This is a genomic window from Micromonospora sp. NPDC049801 (assembly GCF_040656575.1).
Lineage (GTDB): Bacteria > Actinomycetota > Actinomycetes > Mycobacteriales > Micromonosporaceae > Micromonospora.
In genome coordinates, this window is record NZ_JBFAMS010000014.1 from 1 (window position 1) to 17,191 (window position 17,191).

The window sequence follows — 17,191 nt, forward strand, 5'->3', positions numbered from 1 at the left end:
TACGCCTTGGCGACGTGCGGGGTGAGCGCGGCGACCAGTTCCAGCCGGCCGCCGCGCGCGTCGGACGCCACTAAGGGCGGTCCGAACCAGCGGGGCAGCGCCGGCGATCTGATGCTCCCGTCGGCGGTTCAGCCTGGGCGGTTCGGCCTGTACGAGTCGGCGGTACGCCGGCAGGAGCAGATATTCGGTGTTCCCGCCCCGGAGCCGACCGACCTGGGCCGTAATGGTTTTCCTCGGCTGGCTGCGGCGTTCCCGGAGTGGATGATGGGCAACCCGCCGGGCTGGATTACCGACTTGGTCACGTCGGGGCTGATTACCCGCAATGACGCGATCCGGATCGCTGGCAACGGCGTGGTGGAGCAGACGGTGTTGTACGCGCTGCCGACCCTACCGACGTTCCCTGTGGCACTTGCGTTGCTGGCGGCCGAGCGTGTGGCGGTGGCGGCGTGACGGGCGTTCTGCGTATCGAGCGTGCGTCGGGTCCGGTGGTGGTGCCGTTCGGTCCGGGTGACGTCCAGGATGCGGTGCGGTTGCGGGACCGGTTCGCGGGATTGGAGTCGGTGCGGTCGGGCCAGCGTCGGGTGGAGATCGTGCCCGCCGAGGGTGATGCCCGGTGATGCGCCTCTTGTCGAAGCCGCCTTTGGGTGCCCGGTACGAGTGCGGCGGCCCGTGTGTGCACTGCGCGGAGCCGGTGGTGCGTCTTCACGTGGAGGGGCGGGCCGCGCCGTCGCGGTGGCTGCACACGCCGAACCGGCTGCACTGCATCAACCCGCTGACTCGTGAGCCGGTGTCGACGGTCGCCGAGGCTGCGGAGCTGTCCGTGTTGCGGGATCCGGCGCGGGCGGGGGTCGCCTCGTGATTCGCCGTCTCGCCGTCGTGGCTGCGGTCGCTTTGGCCGCCGGTGTGTTCGTGGTGGCCGGGACGGTGGCGGTGTTGTTGGCCGCGTCGGCGGTGTTGGACCTGTATTGGGATCCGCAGGCGGCTGTGGTGCAGGCGATCGTCGCGGTGTGGGTGGTGCAAACCCCGCTGTTGGCGTGGCTGTTTGGTCGCCTGCGTCGCTCGGAGGTCGCCGTCCTGCGCGCCGAGTTGGACTCTGCCCGCGCCGAGGTGGCCGCGTTGGAGGGCGAGCGCGCCCACTGGTGGAACCGCGCCGCCGAGTCGCGGTGGGCCGACGACAACCGGCTGCTGCCTGATGACCGCCCGGACTGGGCGTCGATCGACCGCAAGCCTGACCTCTCCACGGCGGGCACCTCACTGCCTGCTGTTGTTCCTCATCCCTGACCCGTCCCTGAGGGGAGATCTTCGTGAATCTGTTGTCTCGCTTGGCCAGCAAGTTGCACAACGCAATCCGAGCCTCCGTCGCATTCGCTCCGTCTACGTCCGCGAACGTGCTGCCGATGGCCGCCGGCCGGGCACCTGTGCGTGTCCCCCGCGTCCGTGAGGTCGACGGCCCGACCGTCCGCCTGCCGCGTGTCGGGGAGCCGGGTGTGAACGATGGCCGCCGGTACACACCCCGGGTGGGTCGGCATCGGACACCGGACGTCAACCAGGTGCCGGCCCGGTTCACACGCCAGCAGGTGGCCTGAGATGGCCGACCTGATCGTGTACGCGGCGCTGCTGGGAATGCTCGTCGTCACCGCGGCCGTCCTGTTCACCGACCCTGCCCCGCTGTTGGCACGTGTGCGTGCCGTGTGGTCGGCGACGCACGTCGACCTACTCGGTTTGCCGTTGGGGCGTCCTCTGCATGAGCGGTTCGACTACCCGGACGGGCAGGAGGGCGCTTACGTCATCCACGTCGAGATGCGGGCATGGTCGGGGATCGTCGCCGGCCTGGCGGATGCGGCCGAGACTGCCGCGCGGATCGAAGCCGAGCACCGGCAGTCGGGGGCGGCGCGGTGAACGGGTGGGAGCTGGCCGGCTACACGGCAGGGTTCGCGGCGCTGCTGACCCTCGGAGCGCTCATCGTCCGTGAGTTCGTGCTCGACGAGCGTGAGCACCGGGCCGCGAACGAGCGCATCGGCACCGAGCACCAGCCGGTGTTGGCCCCTGCGCAGGCGTGGCAGGAGTCGTGCGGCGCCGGCTCCACCGTGTTCCCGGTGTCACGTCCGCGCCGGCCGTCGTGGCTGTCGGTGTGGTGGCGGCGTGTGGCGTGGGCGGGCCGGGTTGCCGCCGACCGCCTGATGGTGCGGGTTGGTCGGGGTGGTCGTGTCGCCGAGCCAGGCGGAAAGCGTGCGCCGACGGTGGGGTGGTCGCCGCGTGAGGTGGCCCGGCATTTGGCGGCCCGCGACCACCTGTCGCAGGACAAGGTGGACCGGATTGTGGTGGATGTCGCCGACCGGGTGGTGCGGGACCGGTTTGAGGCGGCGTGGTCGGCTGCAGCCACCGACGCGGGGCAGATGCCGGAGCGTCTGCCGTGGGATGTGGTGGATCGGGCGAAGGGTTCGGCTGCAGTGCCGCTGCCGTTCGACGAGCAGATCCGCGCACAGAATGACGTGCTGCATTGGCTGGTTCGCCCTGACGTGCCGGGCGATCAGACGCAGGTGTTGCCGACGGTCACCCCGGGTGGTGCCCGGTGAGGTGGTGGCGGTGGCTGCGGGCGTTCCTGTCGAACCAGGCCACGTTGGCGGCGCTGGTCGTCGACCTGGAAGCCCGCTCGGATCGACTGGTGGCGTTGCTGCGCCGGGAGAAAGCCTGCCGGGAACTTGAGGCGGAGATGCGCCGCGCCGAGCTGGCCACCGAGCGTGCCTCCCATCGGCGTGAAGCCGAGTCGCTGGACGCCGGCAACCAAACCCTGATCGAGCTGAACCGGCACCTTGAGGCGACGAACAGCAGGCAGGCCCAGCGTCTTGGGGCCGCGCACCGGTTCGCCGACCGCCTGCCCGACGACTTGGCCGCCGAGCTGCGCGCCCTGCTCGCCCCCACGTTTTCCGCCCAGCCTGAGGAGGCCACCCGTGTCCGTTGAGTTCACTGCCACGCCCATCGAGGTGGCCACGATCACCGCCGCCGACTATCTGGTCGCCGTTGGGTTGGGGTTCGTTCTCGCGCTCGCTGCTGCCGCCCTCGGGGCGTGGGTGTTCTCGCAGGGCGGTGAGTGCGAGCCGCCACCCGCCGACACGGATTCGTGGGAGTCGGCGGAGACGCAGGAGTTGCCGGAGTCGGTGCGGCGCCGTTCGGGTCTGCGTACGGGCACCCTGCACGGTCCTGTGTACCGCCGTTCGGATGACGACACGGTGGTCGTCAAGCCTGCGGAGACACGCCGGTGATGGGGACGTTGTTCAACCCTGGCCCGTTCTGGATTGTGGCCGGCGGCGCTGCCGTCTGCGTGGGCTGGGTGATGTTGTGTCGGGCGGTTGGCCGCCGTATCAGCTTCTCGGCCCGGCAGGCTCACGCTGAGGCGGTCGCCGAGATCACCCCGGCGTCGGGTGTGGCGCGAGTGCCGCAACCATGGCATCCGTCGCAGGGTGCGCCTCGCCCGGAGCCGGTGACGGAGCTGTTCACGCTGCGCGCGGACGAACCCGACTCGACCGTGGTCATGTCGCGTGTTCCCCGGCAGCGGGCGGTGCGCCGTGGCTGAGACGCGAACTCCGGCACAGGCCGAGGAGAACGGCGACCGCTGGCGGCGGCGTGGCTACTACTGCCTCGCCGCCGCCGTCCCGTTCGCGCTGTTCGGGTACGACACCCTCTTCTGGTTCCTGGTTGTCGTCGGTTTTGCCTGTGCCCGCGAGGCGGCGAGTCAGTTCGTTGGCGGGCCGGTTACCTGGACTGCAAGACCCATGCGGCGAAACGCCTTCGCGAGGTGCGCCGTGGCTGATCGGGAGCGGTGTGTGCCGCTGGTTGACGACGACGGCCAGGTGGTCGCGTCGGTGCGCGTGGCGGGCGATCTGGATGAGGAGTCGCGCGAGCATCTGCTGAACATCGTGCATGCCGCCCTGCGGCGCGAAGCCGAGCTGGACGCGGCGGACCCGGGGCGGGCGGAACGGCAGCAGGCCGCGATGGAGCGGATCCGGGAACGGGCTCGGCGCTGGCGGGGTGAGCTGCGGTGAACGCCACCGATCGACTGGTAGTCGGTGGGGCGCTCATCGCGTTCGGCGTGGCTGCTGCCGTCGCCGGCTGGCCGATGCCGGGCGCGTTGGTTGGATTCGGGTTGGGCACGGCGCTGTCCGGGCTGCTCGCCGTGTGGCGGGAACGTCGGTCGGGTGAGCCGTCGTGAGCCGCGCCTTCTATCGGGGCTACCAGTCGCGGCGTGTCACCCGCCTTCACGTCATGCGTGAGGACGGGCCATTCGCGGGTCGGCAGGGGTTGTGTGGCACGGGTGGTTGGGCTGGCCGCCGGTCGGAGCCGATCATCTTGGACCCGATGCCGTTGGTGCCGCCTGCCGGGTTGTCGTGGTGCCCGGCGTGTGTGGGTTGGTTGGCGGAGCGGCGTGGGCTGCTGGCCGGGTGGGCTGCCGAGATGGCGAGCGCACGGTGAACGACTACAGGTCGGTGGGGTCGCCGAGGGCTTCGCGGGCGCGGCGGTACCAGTCCATGGGCACGAGCGCGCCCCGGTCGGCTCCGCGCTTGCCAATGATCGTGTGGACGCCGGTCTTCTCGCCCTCATCCAGTCGCTGGCCGAGCACTTTGCGCACTGCCTCCACGCCGAACCGTTCGGTGTTCGCCACGCCGGGATCGTACAGCGCGGCTGGTGTTTGGCCGTACTGCTCGGCCGGCGCGGGACGAAACACGGGCAACTCCTTAAGCCGAAACACTAGCCCAACCTTAAGGTTCAGGGTAGAGTTAGTGGTGTCGAGGGGTCAACCAGACCACCTCACCACCCGCCGGTCCCGGCGGTACGGCACCCGCAGGCATACCGCCCGCACCGACTGCCTCCGCCGGGACGGCGCACAAGCCAACCAAACGATCACCTCCAACCTTTGGAGTCGATGACGCATGCCCGAAATCATCCTGCCGCCGCTGGACATGCCGTGCCCGCACTGCGCCACCGAAGAGGCGCATAAGCGAGCGGCTGCCGAGTACAAGGCATGGTCCGACGAGGAGCAGGCCGCCTACGAGAGCTTCGCCCTCACCTACGACCTGTCGTGGGGCGTGGCAGACGCGTGGAAGAACAGCCCCACCTACCGCGAGCTTAAGGACCGCGAGCCGGAGCCCGCCGGGGTCGGCTGCGTGGAGTGCGACTACACGCAGCGGAAGCTGACGGATGCCGGGCGGCAGGTGCTCGACTTCCTTCACACGTGGACCAGCAAGTGACCGCCCTCAACACCGCCGAGACGCAGAGCCCGTCGTACGTCGCGCTGGTTGCTGCCCTGCGTTCGGAGTTCAACTCGCTCGCGCTTGAGGCGCTGCGGATTCAGCTTCTCCCCCACCGCGACAGCCGCACCTCCCTCGGTCTGCTGACACGCGCTGTGATCGATGCCGGGGATATCACCTACGACGCGGGCGAGTCGGCCCACCCGGCGGTGCGCGCCTACCTGGATCGCGCGCTTGAGTCACACCGAGACATGCGGGTGCAGTCGTGACCGTCCTCGCGGTCGCCGTGTGCCGCCCTGCGGTGTTCCTCCTCCGCCGCATCGCCCACTGCCCCACCTGCCAGCGTCCCGGACCGTTCGCCGGCTCCGACGCCCCCTGGTACGGCACCACCTGGTCGTGCTGCGGCTGTGGCGACTCCTGGACTGACGGGGAGATGCACCCCCGCCCGTTCGCCCGTGGCTGGCGGAAGAAGGCCGTCGCGGAGGCCCGCCGGACGTGGATCGAGGCGATTGCGTTCGACCCCCGGGAGCACATGGCGTGGGTGCGGGCGGAGGTCTTCGGTGAGGCCGAGGCCGCCGACACCCCGCCGCTGGTTGAGGCCGCCGTGGCTGGTGATCTGCTGTGACCGCCGAGGTGGAGTTGCTGCGCGAGGCCGCCCGGCTGATGCGGGAGCGGGCCAACGCTGCCACACCGAGCCCATGGACGGCGACCAGCAACCGCAGCATCGAGGCGCCGGCTGGCTGTCGAGGGCGGGTGGTGGCGTCGGTCGGTGCGTACGAGTGCGGCTGGCCTTCGACCGCTGACGCCCAGCACATCGCGTCGTGGGATCCAATGTCCGCCCTCGCGGTCGCGGACCTGCTGGACACGTTCGCCGAATACGACTGGTCGGATGAGCGGCACCGCGCTGCGCTGACTCTCGCTCGCCGTTACCTGCGGCTGTGCACCTGCACGATCGATCCGGATGGTGCCCGCAACACGGACGGCTGCGTACTTCACGACCTGCCGCCGTGCGGGTTCCTGGTCGACGAGGTGAGCCGATGACCGCGCCCGCCCTGGCCGCGCCCAAGCCGCTCGACCAGCCGCTTGAGAAGGATCCGCCCCGCCACCCGGCGAACCCGGAGCCAATCCCGCCGCGCCCCTGCTACCAGCAGGCCACATGCCCGACGTGCCTTGGCCCCGTGGCGTCGCTGCTGGCCGCCTGCTGGGCGACCCCGGAATGCCTGACCGCTGACCTGGACTACGACGCCGCCATCGACGCGAGGTGCGACGACCTGTGAGCATTCAGACCGCCGAGCGTACCGGACCCATCTTCCACGGGGTCGAGGAAACCGACGACCGCCGCTTCTACCTGATCGGCGACCACCGGCTCATCTCCACCACCGCCGCAACCGGGGTCATCGCCAAAGACGCCCTCATGCAGTACGCCGCCAACCAGGCCGTGCAAGCCGTGTTCGCCGAACTGCCTGCGATCGTCATCGCGTCCCGCATCAAGCCGTGCGGGAACACGTACAACCGGTGCGAGCACGACCGCACCGAACGGTGCGACCGGTGCCCGTGCATCGAATGCAAGGCGTGCGTGGGCCGCTGGGTGGCCGACCGGCACAAGGTGAACACGGCCCGCCGCTCCGATGAGGGCACACGCGCCCACGATGTGGCCGAGTGGTGGTCGTTGACGGGTGAGATCAAACCCCACGACCAGGACATCGCCCCCTACGTGAAGGCGTTCCAAGCGTTCGTCACCGAGTACGGGCTAACGCCCGAATCGTTCCTGCTTTCTGAGGCGCTGGTCGTGAACCGGGGCGCCGGGTACGCGGGTACCACGGACGGGGTGGTGCGGTTCCGCGCCGACGCCACGCAGGCCGCCGCGAAGCTCGTGTCGCGGGTGACGTTGATCCCGTGGAAGAAGGCCGCGAAGTTGGGCCTGACCGTGGACTTGGTGGTCGATTTCAAGTCCCGCGAGGGTGAGGGGCCGCAGTTCTACCCGGAGCAGGCGTTGCAGCTCACCGGCTATCGGCATGCCCCCGTGCTGCGGATCAAGAACACGGACATTGAGCAGCCGATGCTGCCCACCGACGGCGGCATGCTTATTCAGCTCCGCCCGGACGGTGTCAGCACCCGCCTCGCGGTGACCACCGAACGTACCTACCGGCGCGGGTTCCTGTACGCGCTGGGCTTGACGAAGTGGCTGATCGAAGAGGGTCCGGCCGCGGTCAGCTCCCACACGTTTGTGCTGCCGGAGACGATCGCCGCCCGCAAGCGCAAGGCCGCGAAGGACGCCGCCGCCGTTCCCGCTCCTGAGCCGGCCCCGGCCGCCGCCTGAATCTGAGGAGAACACATATGCCTATCAAGACTTTGCAGCGACGACTGACGCAGGTTGGTGTGATCCGCCTCGGGGAGAAGCGGCTGTCGCAGCGCGGCAAGGAGTACCCGGCGAAGTTGGAGACGCTGCGGTTCACGTCCCCGTTCCGGTCGCTGATCGAGTCGGTGGCCGCGAAGTACGGCGGCGAGGTAAAGCCGTGGCAGCACACGACCGGACCGCAGTTTGAGGTGGTCACCGACGCGAAGACGATCCCCGTGTTGGTGCCGCCGCAGCAGATCGACCCGAACTACGAGCTGTGGGGCAACGGCTTCAAGTCGCGGCACTGCGACGGGGAGACGGAGAAGATCCGCAACGCGTCGTGCCTGTGTGACCCGGTGCGGGCTGCCGCGCAGGCCGCAGGCCGTGACCTCAAGCCGGGCGACGTGTGCAAGCCGACGACCCGCATGTCCCTGATGCTGGCGGAGATCCCCACGCTGGGCACGTTCAAGCTTGAATCGCATGGCTGGAACGCTGCCGCCGAACTGCCGATGCTCGCCGAGTCCATCGCCACCGCCGCCCAGCCGATCCCCGCTCGGTTGGAGTTGCAGCACCGGGAGAAGAAGCTGTTCCACCCGGGCAGGCCGCAGAACGAGCAGATCGAGTCGCGGACGTTCATGGTGCCGGTGCTGCACTTCGAGTTCGTCACCCCGGCGCAGGCGTTCGGCGGGCAGATCGGGCAGGCCGCCCGTCAGGCGATGGTCGCCCAGCACTTGGCGGCGATCGGTGCCGCACCGGAGCATCAGGCGGACCCGGAGAAGTTGACGGAGGCGCAGGTCATTGACGCCGCCGGCCGGGTGTCGACGATCCCTCAGTTGCAGGAGTTGTGGAGCACCGCCGGTAAGGACGGCGCGCTGACGGAGGCGGCGAAGGACGCGTTGAAGGCGCGGGCTGCCGTGCTGGACCCGCCGAAGCCTGCCGCGCCCGCTGAGGCCACACCCGCGCCGGCTGCTGCGCCGCAGTCCTCGCCTACCGGCGAGCCGGTGGATGCCGAGGTGGAGCCGAACCCGGACGTCCTGTGGGTGCAAATTCAGGCGGTCGCCGGGCAGCGGAAGTGGAACGCGGCGGCGCTTGAGGAGCGGATCTGCGCCCGGTTCAACAAGTCGTCCATTGAGATCAACGGCTTCCACATGGCGACGTTCCTCGCGGAGGTCGAGAGCGGGGCCATCTCGTGACCTACGAGTGGGAGACGTCGGAGTTCGACAGCCTGTCGCTACTTGAAGCGCAGAGCTACATGCGTTGGGTGCTCCGCGCCCTGCACGACACCGCCCGGCAGTTGAAGGATCTGCGGAACGCCGAGGTCGAAGCCAAGAAGGAGTACGAGGCGGCCCGCCGCAGGCTGATGCTGTCCGGTGAGTGCCCGCGAGTGGAACGGGGTGGCCACACGGTTGCCGACCGGGACGCGTGGGTGGACGAGCGGTGCGCTGACCTGCGTTCGGCTTACGAGGTGGCTTCTGCCGCGCGGGAGACGGCCAGCGACCAACTGCGAACGTTGAATTCGCAGTCTGTGGTGATCACGGCGCTGTCGAAGAACGTGGCGCAGATCCACAACGTGCTGGGTGAGCGCTGATGTTGGAGCGCAAGCGGCCCATCAACCACATGTCGGAGAAGCAGCGTCAGAAGCGCGCCGCCGCCGGTGACACCAACCCGTTCTCCACGCTGTCGGCTGGGGCGCCGTTGAACCGTGCCACTGGTGGCCGGATGGCATCGCTGGATCGGAAGCCGGCGCGGTACACGGGCCCGGATGCGGCGACGGTCGCCCTCGTGGTGGCACGTGACGGGGGCTGTGTGCGCTGCGGCAAGGACGTGGCCGGCGGTGTGCGCGGTGTGGACTTCTCGATCCAGCATCGGCGGGCGCGGGGCGCTGGTGGGACTCGCCGCGCGGACGCGAACAGCCCTGCCGCCCTGATCGTGTTGTGCGGGTCGGCAACAACGGGATGCCACTTCCATGTCGAGTCACACCGGGCTGAGGCCCGCGAGTTTGGTTGGGCGGTCCGCCAGTCGGACGACCCGGCCGTGATGCCTGTTCTTCACGCCGCACACGGCGGCTGGGTGATGTTGACCCCGGCCGGCTCCGTCGCGGCGTACTCCCCCAACCACGATCACCAGGAGGCCAACGCATGAACAACGACGAGAGCAGCAACAACCCCTGGGTCGCCTACCTGGCGTCCGCTGACGGCTGGGTGTACCAGAGCGCAGAGGACGCCGCCGAAGACCTGGGCAGCGACGCCGAGGTTCGTGTCGGTGTTGCCCGTGGCACGTGCGCCCCGGTCGAGGATGACGGTGCGCTGCGCCTGCAGGGCGGCACCTACCTGGCCGGGGATCAGGTGTTCGAGTTGGAGTTGTACATCGACGGCGAGGGCAACGAGGCCGAGTCGGCGGCGACGCGGTACGCGCAGGCGCAGGCGATGGCTGCCGGCCTGAACGCTGCGGCGGTGTCGGCGTGAACTACACCGACTTCGAGCGTCAGCAGTTGGACGCGGTGCGCGACTTCAACAACACCTGCCTGCCCGGCTACTGGGTCAGTTTCGAGCTCCACGGGCGCGTGCGGTACGGCCAGACCATCGGCGACGCGATCGTCGTGGGCCGTGGCGATGACATGCGGGCGGTCGTCGGCGTGACCGGATACGACCACCACGTGCCGCTGTCCGAGGTCACCGTCATCCCTCAGCAGCCCGACGGCATCGAGGACGACAGCCGCGACCTGCCCGAGCCGGCCGCTGCGGCCGAGCGGGTCCGCGACTACACCACCGAGTTCGGCGACGGGATCCTGAATGTGATCGACGGGCACCCGCTGTACGCCCGTGACCTTGAGGCCCTGGCCCGTTCCGCTTGGGCGAAGGCGCACGGCGTGACCGCCCCCGCCGAGAACTTGACGTGTGTTCAGGCTGGCCGTGTCCGTGGTGACAACGAGTCGCTGCGCCGGGCCAACCAGGCGTTCGTGGATGAGAACGCGCGCCTGCGCAACAACCTCGCCTACCTAGCCGGGGAGGCAGTCGACGAGGCCGAGCGTTGGGCGGCGCTGCGACCGGTGGAGGCGGGTCAGGCGTTGAAGGCGCTGATCGACGCGGTCCGGCGGACCGCTGGTGTGGGCGTGGCGGACGGCAAGCACGTCGGGCAGGTGAACGGCCAATGACCGCCGAGACTTTCACCCACAACCTCACCAGCGAATACGTCGACAACAACACCCGCGTCAGGCGGGTCTGCCCGTGCGGCTACGAGTCTCAGCCCTGGACGGTCGTTCCCGGCCACCCCAACCTGATCTCCGACCCGAATGCCTGCCCGAACGACGACACCATCCGCTCCCTCGTGACGCTTCAGTTCGCCTCTGGCGGGCTGGTCGACGCGAAGCCGGTCGACGGGTGGGCCGTCCACCTTGTGCGTGGGGCGTACCGGGGCACCCCCGGCCCCACCTTGTGCGGCATCGACCGGTTCGCGCCCGGGTCGGCTGGCTGGTCGGTGGGCGGCGGGGTGAGCGGGCCTGGCATCACGCACACGCCGTGCGTTGGCTGCGCTGATGTTGCCCGCCGTGACTTCCCTGGGCTGCCGGTGGTCGGGTCGGTTGGCCGCCGGGAGATGGCGGCTGCGCTCGCGGCGGTGAACGCCTGATGCACGCAGAGATGATGCCGGAGCCGCTGGACCGCGCGTTGGTTGGCCTGTTCCACCCCGCCGGCCGTGACCTGCCGATCGTCTTGGAGCGCGACGACATCGAAGACGCCGAGCGGGGCGAGATCGACCACTGGTTCGCGCACGACAACGCCTACACGTGGGCGCAGGTGTTGGAGCTTGCCGCCGCGAAGGGCTGGCAGGTGGTGCGCCTGTACCGGGCCGACGACCCGGCCGTGACCGACGCGTTCAACGCCGGGGTGAAGGCCGCCGCCGACGCGATCGAGTCGCACGCGGAGTCGATTGGCTGGTATGAGGGTGACGGCGTGTGGGCCGAGGCGATCGAGGAAGCCCGCAAGGCGGTGAAGAACTGATGGCCGCCGAACTTGCCCACAGCCCCGCCGCGAACGCCCTCGGCGAGCACATGAGCGACATCTCGCAGGAGGTGTACGCCGCCGGGTGGATGCGCGGCACCGAATGGGTCCTGTGGCAGGCGCTGACCGACTGGCGTGCGACCGGCCGCGCCTACTGGTCGCCAGGCTCCGAGTTCCCAGGCGACATCACCGAACACATGCCCGAGTTGGACCGGTTGCAGAAGGCGGCCGGCGGCTGGGTGTGGTGGTTGGACGGCATGCAGTTCGTGCCGGAAGACCGCTGGCTGCGGTTGGTTGCCGTCCGCGAGGCGTCCCCGTGGGGTTGGCAAACCGAGAACCGTGAGCTTGACGCGGCGGTGACGACATGATCGCCGACCGCCGGGAGTTCACCACCCGCACCGTCGAATACCTCGTCCCGTCCGGCACGAACGTGTCCGAGTTCGACAAGGCGTGGACGGCGGCGCTGGCCGAGTACAAGCGTGTTCACGGACTTGACGCCGCCGCCGAGCCGCCGTCGGACTGGATGAGCCTGCACGCGGGTGACGACGTGATCGTGTTGCGGTTGGAGTTCAAGACGGCGGCGGGCCTGTGACCGTCTACGTCGACAACGCCCGCATCCCTGCGACCGTCCGCCGCATCAAGGGCCGCTGGTCGCATCTCACCGCCGACACGGTGGAGGAACTGAACGAGTTCGCCGCCCGTCTTGGGCTGCGACCGTCGTGGTTCCAGACGTGCAAGCGGAAGTGCTCGCCCGAGGGTCAGCCCTGTCCCCACTGGCACTTTGACGTAGTGGACGCCAAGCGGGATGAGGCGATCCGGCTGGGCGCGAAGGCTATCGACGTTCGCGAGATGGGTGCCATCACCAGTGCCCGGCGGCAGGCGCTGCGAGCGGGTGAGGGCCAATGACGCGCGGGAAGCCGGAAGAAGACCTGCAACGGGACATCCTCAAGCTGTGCAAGCTGTTCGGCCTGCACACCGCGCACTTCCGGCCCGGCCTCACCCAAACCGGCAAGTGGCGTACCGCTGTCGCCGGCGATGGCAAGGGCTGGCCGGACCTGACCATCGTCGGGCCGGGCGGGGTGCTGTTCCGGGAGTTGAAGTCGGCAACCGGATCCCGAACCGCCGACCAGCGGAACTGGGCCGAATGGCTCACCGAAGCCGGCGCGGACGTGGCGGTGTGGAAGCCGCGCGACTGGCAGTCCGGCCGCATCGAGCAGGAGTTGCGGGCGTTGCGGCGCGGGCGGGTGGTGGCCGGCTATGACCTCTGACCTGACGGTCGCGGACATCATCGCCGCCCGCCCCGTCCTGCCGTACGTGTCCCCTGAGGGCGAAACCGTCGCCGTGTCCCGGGGTCGCATCTACCTGACCTCCCGAGAGATCACCGGGGCGTCGGCCCTGGAACTGTCCGCTGCCCTGGCCCGCGCCGCCACCGATGTTGGCGAGCTGCGGGCGGGCGGCACCCCCAACCACACCCGAACGGAGGCCACCCATGGCTGCTGAGATCATGCTCGCCTACCAGGAGCGGTTCGTGCTCGACGATGACGAGTACACCGGCCCCGCCGGCACCGCCTTCGCCTGCAACATCTGCGACACGCCCGTGGACGACCGGCCGTGCCCCGACCACGCCCCCACCGCCGTTCCCGGCCTGCGACTGGTCGACTGCGACGCCGAGCCCCGCCACCTGCTGTGGGTGCACGACCGCGACGACTACGGGGTGCCCTGCTTCCAGTGTGCGTGGGTGAAGCAGGCTGAGGCCGAGCGTCTGGAAATGCAGTGCCGTCACTGGGGGTGGCGGGCGTGGCGCATCACCAGTTGGTTGGAGCGCCGCGCCTACAGCCTCGGTGTCACCGGCGGTGGCGGCAACACGTACGGCGACGGCCACAACGGCTGCGTCACCGGTGTCCGGTTCCGTGGTTCCCGGTCGTACATCCTCGGGGTGTCCCGCGACGTGTGGCGCTGCTGGTTCCGGGGGCACCGCCGGGGTGAGCCGGTCGGGTTCGGGTTCTGCGGCAAGTGCGTGCCGTGGCCGTGCTGCCAGTCGATCCGTGAGGAGCACGCCGACGGCTGTGTGGAGGGCAATCCGCCGGTGACGTTCGACCCGTCGGTGCCACCGGGTGGGTTCGTGTGTGCGGTGCCGATGGCGGACATGCCGGGTGGGATCTGCGGGATGCCGGTGGAGTCGGAGCCGTGCTCGGAGCACAGCCCGCAGCGGGTGATCTCGTGACCCGCCACTCTTCCCGCTTCGTCAGCACCCGCGTGGACTCCGAGCCCGCCGACGACTGGCGTAAGCGCTCTGCCTGCCGTGACACCGACCCGGAGTTGCATTTCCCGATCGGCACATCCGGTCCGGCCCTGTTGCAGATCGAGCAGGCCAAGGTCGTATGCCGTCCGTGCTCCGTGAAAGACGAGTGCCTGCAATTTGCGCTCGACGGCGGTATTGACCACGGCGTCTGGGGCGGGATGTCCGAAGACGAACGCCGCGCCGTCAAGCGCCGCGGCGGCCTCCGTGTTTTGCGGACCGCCCAATGACCGCCAGCACCATGGCCCGCCCCACCATCGGGGCGGGCCCCGCACCCGAGGAACAGCGCTGCATGACCAGCAACCGCACCTTTGAACGGCTCCTCATCGGTGTACGCAACGGCACCGTTCGCCTCGACCCACGCGACTACCGGTACCGGGCCGCGAACGGCACCGACATGGACGAAGCCACCTATGAGGCCGCCTCCCCGGAGAAGGGCTGGGTGACTCTCGCCCCGGGCGTGGCGCCGCAGATCACCGACGCCGGACGGGCGTGGCTCGCCAACCGGTACGAACAGCACGGCCCGTCCCCCACCCGACCCGTGTTCCTCGCCCCCGACCCGGAGGCCGCCGCCCGACGGCTGCCACAGGGCGCGTACCGCGGTGAGCGCATCCACACCGCCCGGCTCACCGAAGACAACGTGCGGGAGATCAGGCGGCGGCTGGCGGCCGGCGAGGGAAGCGGCAGCGTCGCCCGGGAGTACGGGGTCGCTAAGGCGACGGTGTTGCGGGTCAAGACGGGCGAGACGTGGCGGCACGTCTCGTGAAGACGATCCCCGACCTGCACCCCGACGACACGGCCGCCCGGTACGTGCTCGCCCACCACCTGCGGACCATCCGCGAAGCCCGCAGCCTGTCCCAAGCCGACGCGGGTGAACGGTTCGGCTGCAACGAGTACGCGTTCTCCCACATGGAGCTGCGCCGGTCGTGGCTCATCCCCACCGTGCAGGCGTGGGCGCGGGTCCTCGACAGCCGCCTCAACCTGACCGTTCGGGGTTTGGTCGTGCCCGACGACGGCGACCCGATCGCCGCCCTGTACGAGGCGTCGCAGCCCGAGAGTGAAACCGCCGAAGACCGCCTTGACCTGCGGATCTTTGTCAACAACCTGGCTCGTATTCGCCGGGCGCAGGGTTTGACGCTCGCCCAGGTCGGCACGCGGATGGGTTGCTCCGAGTCAGCGGTGTCGCGCCGCGAATCCGAGCCGGACCGGCTGCTGGTGTCGACCCTGCAACGCCACACCCGCGCCTTGGGCGGGGTGCTCGACCTGACTGTTGTTCCCGCCTGGCAAGGAGCCGCCGCATGAACATCACCGACCAGCTCGCCCTGCAACGCCTCGGCCGCCGCTGGGGCATCCGCGTGTGGACCGACCAACCCGACCAGCCGCGCACCGTTCCGAACCGGGCCGAGCGACGCCGCAACAGAGGGGCTGCCGTATGAAACTCACTGCCGAGCGTGACGCCCTCGTTGAGGCTGTCGCCACCGCCGCGAAAGCCGCCCAGCAGCGTCCGTCTGTGCCGATCCTCGCCGGGGTGAAGCTGGTCGCCGCCGACGACGGTGTCACCGTGTCCGGCTACGACCACGAGGTGTCCCACCAAGGTTGGGCACGCGGCTCGGTCACGGACCCGGGCACTGTCGTGGTCGCCGCCCGTCTCCTAGCCGAGATCACGAAGTCGCTGCCGAACAAGCCGGTCAACCTCGCGTCCGTCGGCACCCACCTGGAACTGGTGTGCGGATCCGCCCGGTTCACCCTGCCCACCATGCCGGTGGAGGACTACCCCACCCTGCCCGGACTGCCCGCCACCATCGCCACCGTCGACGCGGGACTGCTCGCCCAGGCGGTCGCGCAGGTCGGTGTAGCAGCCGGCCGGGACGACACGCTGCCCATGATGACCGGGATTCGCATGGAGTTCCGGGGCACCACCCTGTCGCTGCTGGCCACGGACCGGTACCGGCTCGCCCACCGCGACATCAGCGTTGAGCCCGCCGACCCGAACCTCAACGCCGACGTGCTCATCCCGGCGAAAACCCTCGCCGAAACCGCCAAGACGTGGGGCGCCGGGACGGTGGACGTCAGCTACGACCCCAACGGCTACGGCCTTGTCGGGTTCGCGTCCGGGCACCGCAAAACCACCACCCGGCTGCTCGACGGGGCCAACTACCCGCCCGTCCGCACCCTGTTCCCGGCCGAGTTCCCGTCGGCCGCGGTCGTGCCCGTCGCCTCCCTCATCGAGGTCGTGAAGCGGGTCGCCCTGGTCGCCGAACGCACCACACCCGTTCTGCTCACGTTCGCCGACGGGTCCGACACGCTGACCGTGGAGGCCGGTGGGGTGGAGGAAGCCCGCGCGTCCGAAGCCCTCGGCATCAGCTCCTACGCCGGTCAGGACACGCTCACGGTGGGCTTCAACCCGCAATACCTCATCGACGGGCTGCACAGCCTCGGCACGCAACACGCCCACTTCGGGTTCGTTGACGCGTTCAAGCCGGCCGTGATTTCCGGCGCCGACGACGACGGGCAGCCGGTCGCCGGGCACCGATACCTCATTATGCCGATCAGGGTCAGCCGCTGATGAGCATGCTCACCATCCCGATTAGCAAGACGGCCGCCCACCCCGGCCCTGCGCTGCCGCGTGGGCGCTGTGACAACCACACCGCCTACGTGTCCGGCTGCGAGGCATGCAAGACACGCAACCGGGTGCGGCAGCAGATGTACCGCAAAGCGTCAATCGTCGGTACCCACGCGCCCGGCCTCATCCCCGCCGTCGGGGCAGCACGACGACTCCAAGCCCTCGCAGTCGCAGGCTACGAAGCTGTTGACATCGGCACCCGGCTCGGTGTTCACCGCGAGCAGATCCGGCGGTGGCGCACCCCCACCGCCCCCACGATCAGCCGCCGGCGCCATAACGACATCGCCGCGCTCACGCGCCAACTCGCCGGCACCGTCGGACCCTCGCGAACTGCCCGCACCGTCGCCCACCAGAAGGGCTGGCAGCCGCTCGCCGCCTGGGACGACATCGACAACCCGGATGAGCAGCCGCAGGTCCGCGAAGCGCACCACCACCGTGACCCACGGCCCCTCATCCACCGGGTGTTGACCGGTCTCGCGCCCATCGACGTGCTCACGGCTTCCGAGCAGGCGCGGCTGTGGCTGCGGTGGGCCGAACAGCGGGAGCTGGACAACCTGCCGGATGGGCCGCGCAGCTTCGGGCGGCAGTTCGACATCAGCCACCACCGGGCGGCCCGCATCATCGCCGCCGCCCAGCAAACCCCAACCACCGCGGCCGAGGGCCGCACCATCCGAAAGGTGGCCTAAC

Annotated in this window: 35 protein-coding genes and 1 pseudogene; 35 read left to right on the forward strand and 1 reads right to left on the reverse strand. The window is 69.7% G+C overall.

The window, feature by feature from the left end:
* The 10 genes and pseudogenes from AB0I89_RS23405 to AB0I89_RS23450 all read left to right on the forward strand — a co-directional run.
* Positions 1–450, forward strand: a pseudogene (locus tag AB0I89_RS23405) (hypothetical protein); the annotation flags it as partial.
* A complete protein-coding gene (locus tag AB0I89_RS23410; protein ID WP_357130445.1) occupies positions 447–617 on the forward strand; it encodes a hypothetical protein in 171 nt (56 codons plus the stop codon). The pseudogene AB0I89_RS23405 and the gene AB0I89_RS23410, both read left to right, overlap by 4 nt.
* A 77-nt stretch (positions 618–694) precedes the next feature.
* Entirely contained in the window at positions 695–859 is a 165-nt protein-coding gene (locus AB0I89_RS23415) for a hypothetical protein (protein ID WP_357130448.1), read from the forward strand.
* A gap of 17 nt (positions 860–876) precedes the next feature.
* On the forward strand, positions 877–1,281 hold the full coding sequence (locus AB0I89_RS23420) for a hypothetical protein (RefSeq protein ID WP_357130451.1): 405 nt from the start codon (positions 877–879) through the stop codon (positions 1,279–1,281).
* A gap of 306 nt (positions 1,282–1,587) precedes the next feature.
* Positions 1,588–1,899 (forward strand): hypothetical protein, encoded by a 312-nt coding sequence (locus AB0I89_RS23425; RefSeq protein ID WP_357130454.1) that lies wholly within the window; start codon positions 1,588–1,590, stop codon positions 1,897–1,899.
* Complete coding sequence (locus AB0I89_RS23430; RefSeq protein ID WP_357130456.1) at positions 1,896–2,576, forward strand: hypothetical protein; 681 nt, start codon at positions 1,896–1,898, stop codon at positions 2,574–2,576. The genes AB0I89_RS23425 and AB0I89_RS23430 overlap by 4 nt, the downstream gene beginning before the upstream one ends.
* Positions 2,573–2,962, forward strand: coding sequence for a hypothetical protein (locus AB0I89_RS23435; RefSeq protein WP_357130459.1), 390 nt, complete (start codon positions 2,573–2,575; stop codon positions 2,960–2,962). Before AB0I89_RS23430 ends, AB0I89_RS23435 begins: the two co-directional genes overlap by 4 nt.
* Positions 2,952–3,263 (forward strand): hypothetical protein, encoded by a 312-nt coding sequence (locus tag AB0I89_RS23440; RefSeq protein ID WP_357130462.1) that lies wholly within the window; start codon positions 2,952–2,954, stop codon positions 3,261–3,263. Before AB0I89_RS23435 ends, AB0I89_RS23440 begins: the two co-directional genes overlap by 11 nt.
* A gap of 303 nt (positions 3,264–3,566) precedes the next feature.
* Entirely contained in the window at positions 3,567–4,043 is a 477-nt protein-coding gene (locus AB0I89_RS23445) for a hypothetical protein (protein ID WP_357130465.1), read from the forward strand.
* A complete protein-coding gene (locus AB0I89_RS23450) occupies positions 4,040–4,210 on the forward strand; it encodes a hypothetical protein (protein ID WP_357130468.1) in 171 nt (56 codons plus the stop codon). Before AB0I89_RS23445 ends, AB0I89_RS23450 begins: the two co-directional genes overlap by 4 nt.
* 264 nt (positions 4,211–4,474) lie before the next feature.
* Here the strand turns inward: AB0I89_RS23450 and AB0I89_RS23455 are convergent, their stop codons facing one another.
* Positions 4,475–4,723: a hypothetical protein gene (locus tag AB0I89_RS23455; RefSeq protein ID WP_357130471.1), complete on the reverse strand. Its 249-nt coding sequence runs from the start codon at positions 4,721–4,723 to the stop codon at positions 4,475–4,477.
* A 205-nt stretch (positions 4,724–4,928) separates the two neighbouring features.
* On the opposite strand from AB0I89_RS23455, the gene AB0I89_RS23460 reads away from it, so the two are divergent.
* The 25 genes from AB0I89_RS23460 to AB0I89_RS23580 are packed head-to-tail and all read left to right on the forward strand — an operon-like array spanning position 4,929 to position 17,190.
* On the forward strand, positions 4,929–5,246 hold the full coding sequence (locus AB0I89_RS23460; RefSeq protein WP_357130474.1) for a hypothetical protein: 318 nt from the start codon (positions 4,929–4,931) through the stop codon (positions 5,244–5,246).
* Positions 5,243–5,515 (forward strand): hypothetical protein, encoded by a 273-nt coding sequence (locus tag AB0I89_RS23465; protein WP_357130477.1) that lies wholly within the window; start codon positions 5,243–5,245, stop codon positions 5,513–5,515. Before AB0I89_RS23460 ends, AB0I89_RS23465 begins: the two co-directional genes overlap by 4 nt.
* Positions 5,512–5,871, forward strand: coding sequence for a hypothetical protein (locus AB0I89_RS23470; RefSeq protein ID WP_357130480.1), 360 nt, complete (start codon positions 5,512–5,514; stop codon positions 5,869–5,871). The genes AB0I89_RS23465 and AB0I89_RS23470 overlap by 4 nt, the downstream gene beginning before the upstream one ends.
* Positions 5,868–6,287, forward strand: a complete 420-nt coding sequence (locus tag AB0I89_RS23475; protein ID WP_357130483.1) for a hypothetical protein — start codon at positions 5,868–5,870, stop codon at positions 6,285–6,287. The genes AB0I89_RS23470 and AB0I89_RS23475 overlap by 4 nt, the downstream gene beginning before the upstream one ends.
* On the forward strand, positions 6,284–6,523 hold the full coding sequence (locus AB0I89_RS23480) for a hypothetical protein (protein WP_357130486.1): 240 nt from the start codon (positions 6,284–6,286) through the stop codon (positions 6,521–6,523). The genes AB0I89_RS23475 and AB0I89_RS23480 overlap by 4 nt, the downstream gene beginning before the upstream one ends.
* Complete coding sequence (locus tag AB0I89_RS23485) at positions 6,520–7,566, forward strand: hypothetical protein (protein WP_357130489.1); 1,047 nt, start codon at positions 6,520–6,522, stop codon at positions 7,564–7,566. Before AB0I89_RS23480 ends, AB0I89_RS23485 begins: the two co-directional genes overlap by 4 nt.
* 17 nt (positions 7,567–7,583) lie before the next feature.
* Positions 7,584–8,777: a hypothetical protein gene (locus AB0I89_RS23490; RefSeq protein ID WP_357130492.1), complete on the forward strand. Its 1,194-nt coding sequence runs from the start codon at positions 7,584–7,586 to the stop codon at positions 8,775–8,777.
* Positions 8,774–9,172 (forward strand): hypothetical protein, encoded by a 399-nt coding sequence (locus AB0I89_RS23495; protein ID WP_357130495.1) that lies wholly within the window; start codon positions 8,774–8,776, stop codon positions 9,170–9,172. Before AB0I89_RS23490 ends, AB0I89_RS23495 begins: the two co-directional genes overlap by 4 nt.
* Positions 9,172–9,726, forward strand: coding sequence for a hypothetical protein (locus AB0I89_RS23500; RefSeq protein WP_357130498.1), 555 nt, complete (start codon positions 9,172–9,174; stop codon positions 9,724–9,726). The genes AB0I89_RS23495 and AB0I89_RS23500 overlap by 1 nt, the downstream gene beginning before the upstream one ends.
* Positions 9,723–10,049, forward strand: coding sequence for a hypothetical protein (locus AB0I89_RS23505; RefSeq protein ID WP_357130501.1), 327 nt, complete (start codon positions 9,723–9,725; stop codon positions 10,047–10,049). The genes AB0I89_RS23500 and AB0I89_RS23505 overlap by 4 nt, the downstream gene beginning before the upstream one ends.
* Positions 10,046–10,738: a hypothetical protein gene (locus AB0I89_RS23510; RefSeq protein ID WP_357130504.1), complete on the forward strand. Its 693-nt coding sequence runs from the start codon at positions 10,046–10,048 to the stop codon at positions 10,736–10,738. The genes AB0I89_RS23505 and AB0I89_RS23510 overlap by 4 nt, the downstream gene beginning before the upstream one ends.
* Positions 10,735–11,211: a hypothetical protein gene (locus tag AB0I89_RS23515; protein ID WP_357130506.1), complete on the forward strand. Its 477-nt coding sequence runs from the start codon at positions 10,735–10,737 to the stop codon at positions 11,209–11,211. Before AB0I89_RS23510 ends, AB0I89_RS23515 begins: the two co-directional genes overlap by 4 nt.
* Positions 11,211–11,582 carry a hypothetical protein gene (locus AB0I89_RS23520; protein ID WP_357130510.1) on the forward strand — a complete coding sequence of 124 codons (372 nt, stop codon included), beginning with the start codon at positions 11,211–11,213 and terminating at the stop codon, positions 11,580–11,582. Before AB0I89_RS23515 ends, AB0I89_RS23520 begins: the two co-directional genes overlap by 1 nt.
* A complete protein-coding gene (locus AB0I89_RS23525; RefSeq protein WP_357130513.1) occupies positions 11,582–11,950 on the forward strand; it encodes a hypothetical protein in 369 nt (122 codons plus the stop codon). The genes AB0I89_RS23520 and AB0I89_RS23525 overlap by 1 nt, the downstream gene beginning before the upstream one ends.
* Positions 11,947–12,174: a hypothetical protein gene (locus AB0I89_RS23530; RefSeq protein ID WP_357130516.1), complete on the forward strand. Its 228-nt coding sequence runs from the start codon at positions 11,947–11,949 to the stop codon at positions 12,172–12,174. Before AB0I89_RS23525 ends, AB0I89_RS23530 begins: the two co-directional genes overlap by 4 nt.
* Positions 12,171–12,488, forward strand: coding sequence for a DUF4031 domain-containing protein (locus tag AB0I89_RS23535; protein ID WP_357130520.1), 318 nt, complete (start codon positions 12,171–12,173; stop codon positions 12,486–12,488). The genes AB0I89_RS23530 and AB0I89_RS23535 overlap by 4 nt, the downstream gene beginning before the upstream one ends.
* Complete coding sequence (locus AB0I89_RS23540; protein ID WP_357130523.1) at positions 12,485–12,850, forward strand: hypothetical protein; 366 nt, start codon at positions 12,485–12,487, stop codon at positions 12,848–12,850. Before AB0I89_RS23535 ends, AB0I89_RS23540 begins: the two co-directional genes overlap by 4 nt.
* Positions 12,840–13,082, forward strand: coding sequence for a hypothetical protein (locus AB0I89_RS23545; RefSeq protein WP_357130526.1), 243 nt, complete (start codon positions 12,840–12,842; stop codon positions 13,080–13,082). Before AB0I89_RS23540 ends, AB0I89_RS23545 begins: the two co-directional genes overlap by 11 nt.
* A complete protein-coding gene (locus AB0I89_RS23550; RefSeq protein ID WP_357130529.1) occupies positions 13,072–13,806 on the forward strand; it encodes a hypothetical protein in 735 nt (244 codons plus the stop codon). Before AB0I89_RS23545 ends, AB0I89_RS23550 begins: the two co-directional genes overlap by 11 nt.
* A 32-nt stretch (positions 13,807–13,838) precedes the next feature.
* Positions 13,839–14,111, forward strand: a complete 273-nt coding sequence (locus tag AB0I89_RS23555; RefSeq protein ID WP_357131258.1) for a WhiB family transcriptional regulator — start codon at positions 13,839–13,841, stop codon at positions 14,109–14,111.
* The gene (locus tag AB0I89_RS23560; RefSeq protein ID WP_357130532.1) at positions 14,108–14,647 is read left to right on the forward strand and encodes a helix-turn-helix domain-containing protein; all 540 of its coding nucleotides are present in this window, start codon (positions 14,108–14,110) and stop codon (positions 14,645–14,647) included. The genes AB0I89_RS23555 and AB0I89_RS23560 overlap by 4 nt, the downstream gene beginning before the upstream one ends.
* Positions 14,629–15,183: a helix-turn-helix transcriptional regulator gene (locus AB0I89_RS23565; protein WP_357130535.1), complete on the forward strand. Its 555-nt coding sequence runs from the start codon at positions 14,629–14,631 to the stop codon at positions 15,181–15,183. The genes AB0I89_RS23560 and AB0I89_RS23565 overlap by 19 nt, the downstream gene beginning before the upstream one ends.
* Positions 15,180–15,317 (forward strand): hypothetical protein, encoded by a 138-nt coding sequence (locus AB0I89_RS23570; protein WP_357130538.1) that lies wholly within the window; start codon positions 15,180–15,182, stop codon positions 15,315–15,317. The genes AB0I89_RS23565 and AB0I89_RS23570 overlap by 4 nt, the downstream gene beginning before the upstream one ends.
* Entirely contained in the window at positions 15,314–16,447 is a 1,134-nt protein-coding gene (dnaN, locus tag AB0I89_RS23575) for a DNA polymerase III subunit beta (protein WP_357130542.1), read from the forward strand. Before AB0I89_RS23570 ends, dnaN begins: the two co-directional genes overlap by 4 nt.
* Positions 16,447–17,190 (forward strand): hypothetical protein, encoded by a 744-nt coding sequence (locus AB0I89_RS23580; RefSeq protein ID WP_357130545.1) that lies wholly within the window; start codon positions 16,447–16,449, stop codon positions 17,188–17,190. Before dnaN ends, AB0I89_RS23580 begins: the two co-directional genes overlap by 1 nt.
* The last annotated feature ends 1 nt before the right edge of the window (position 17,191 follow it).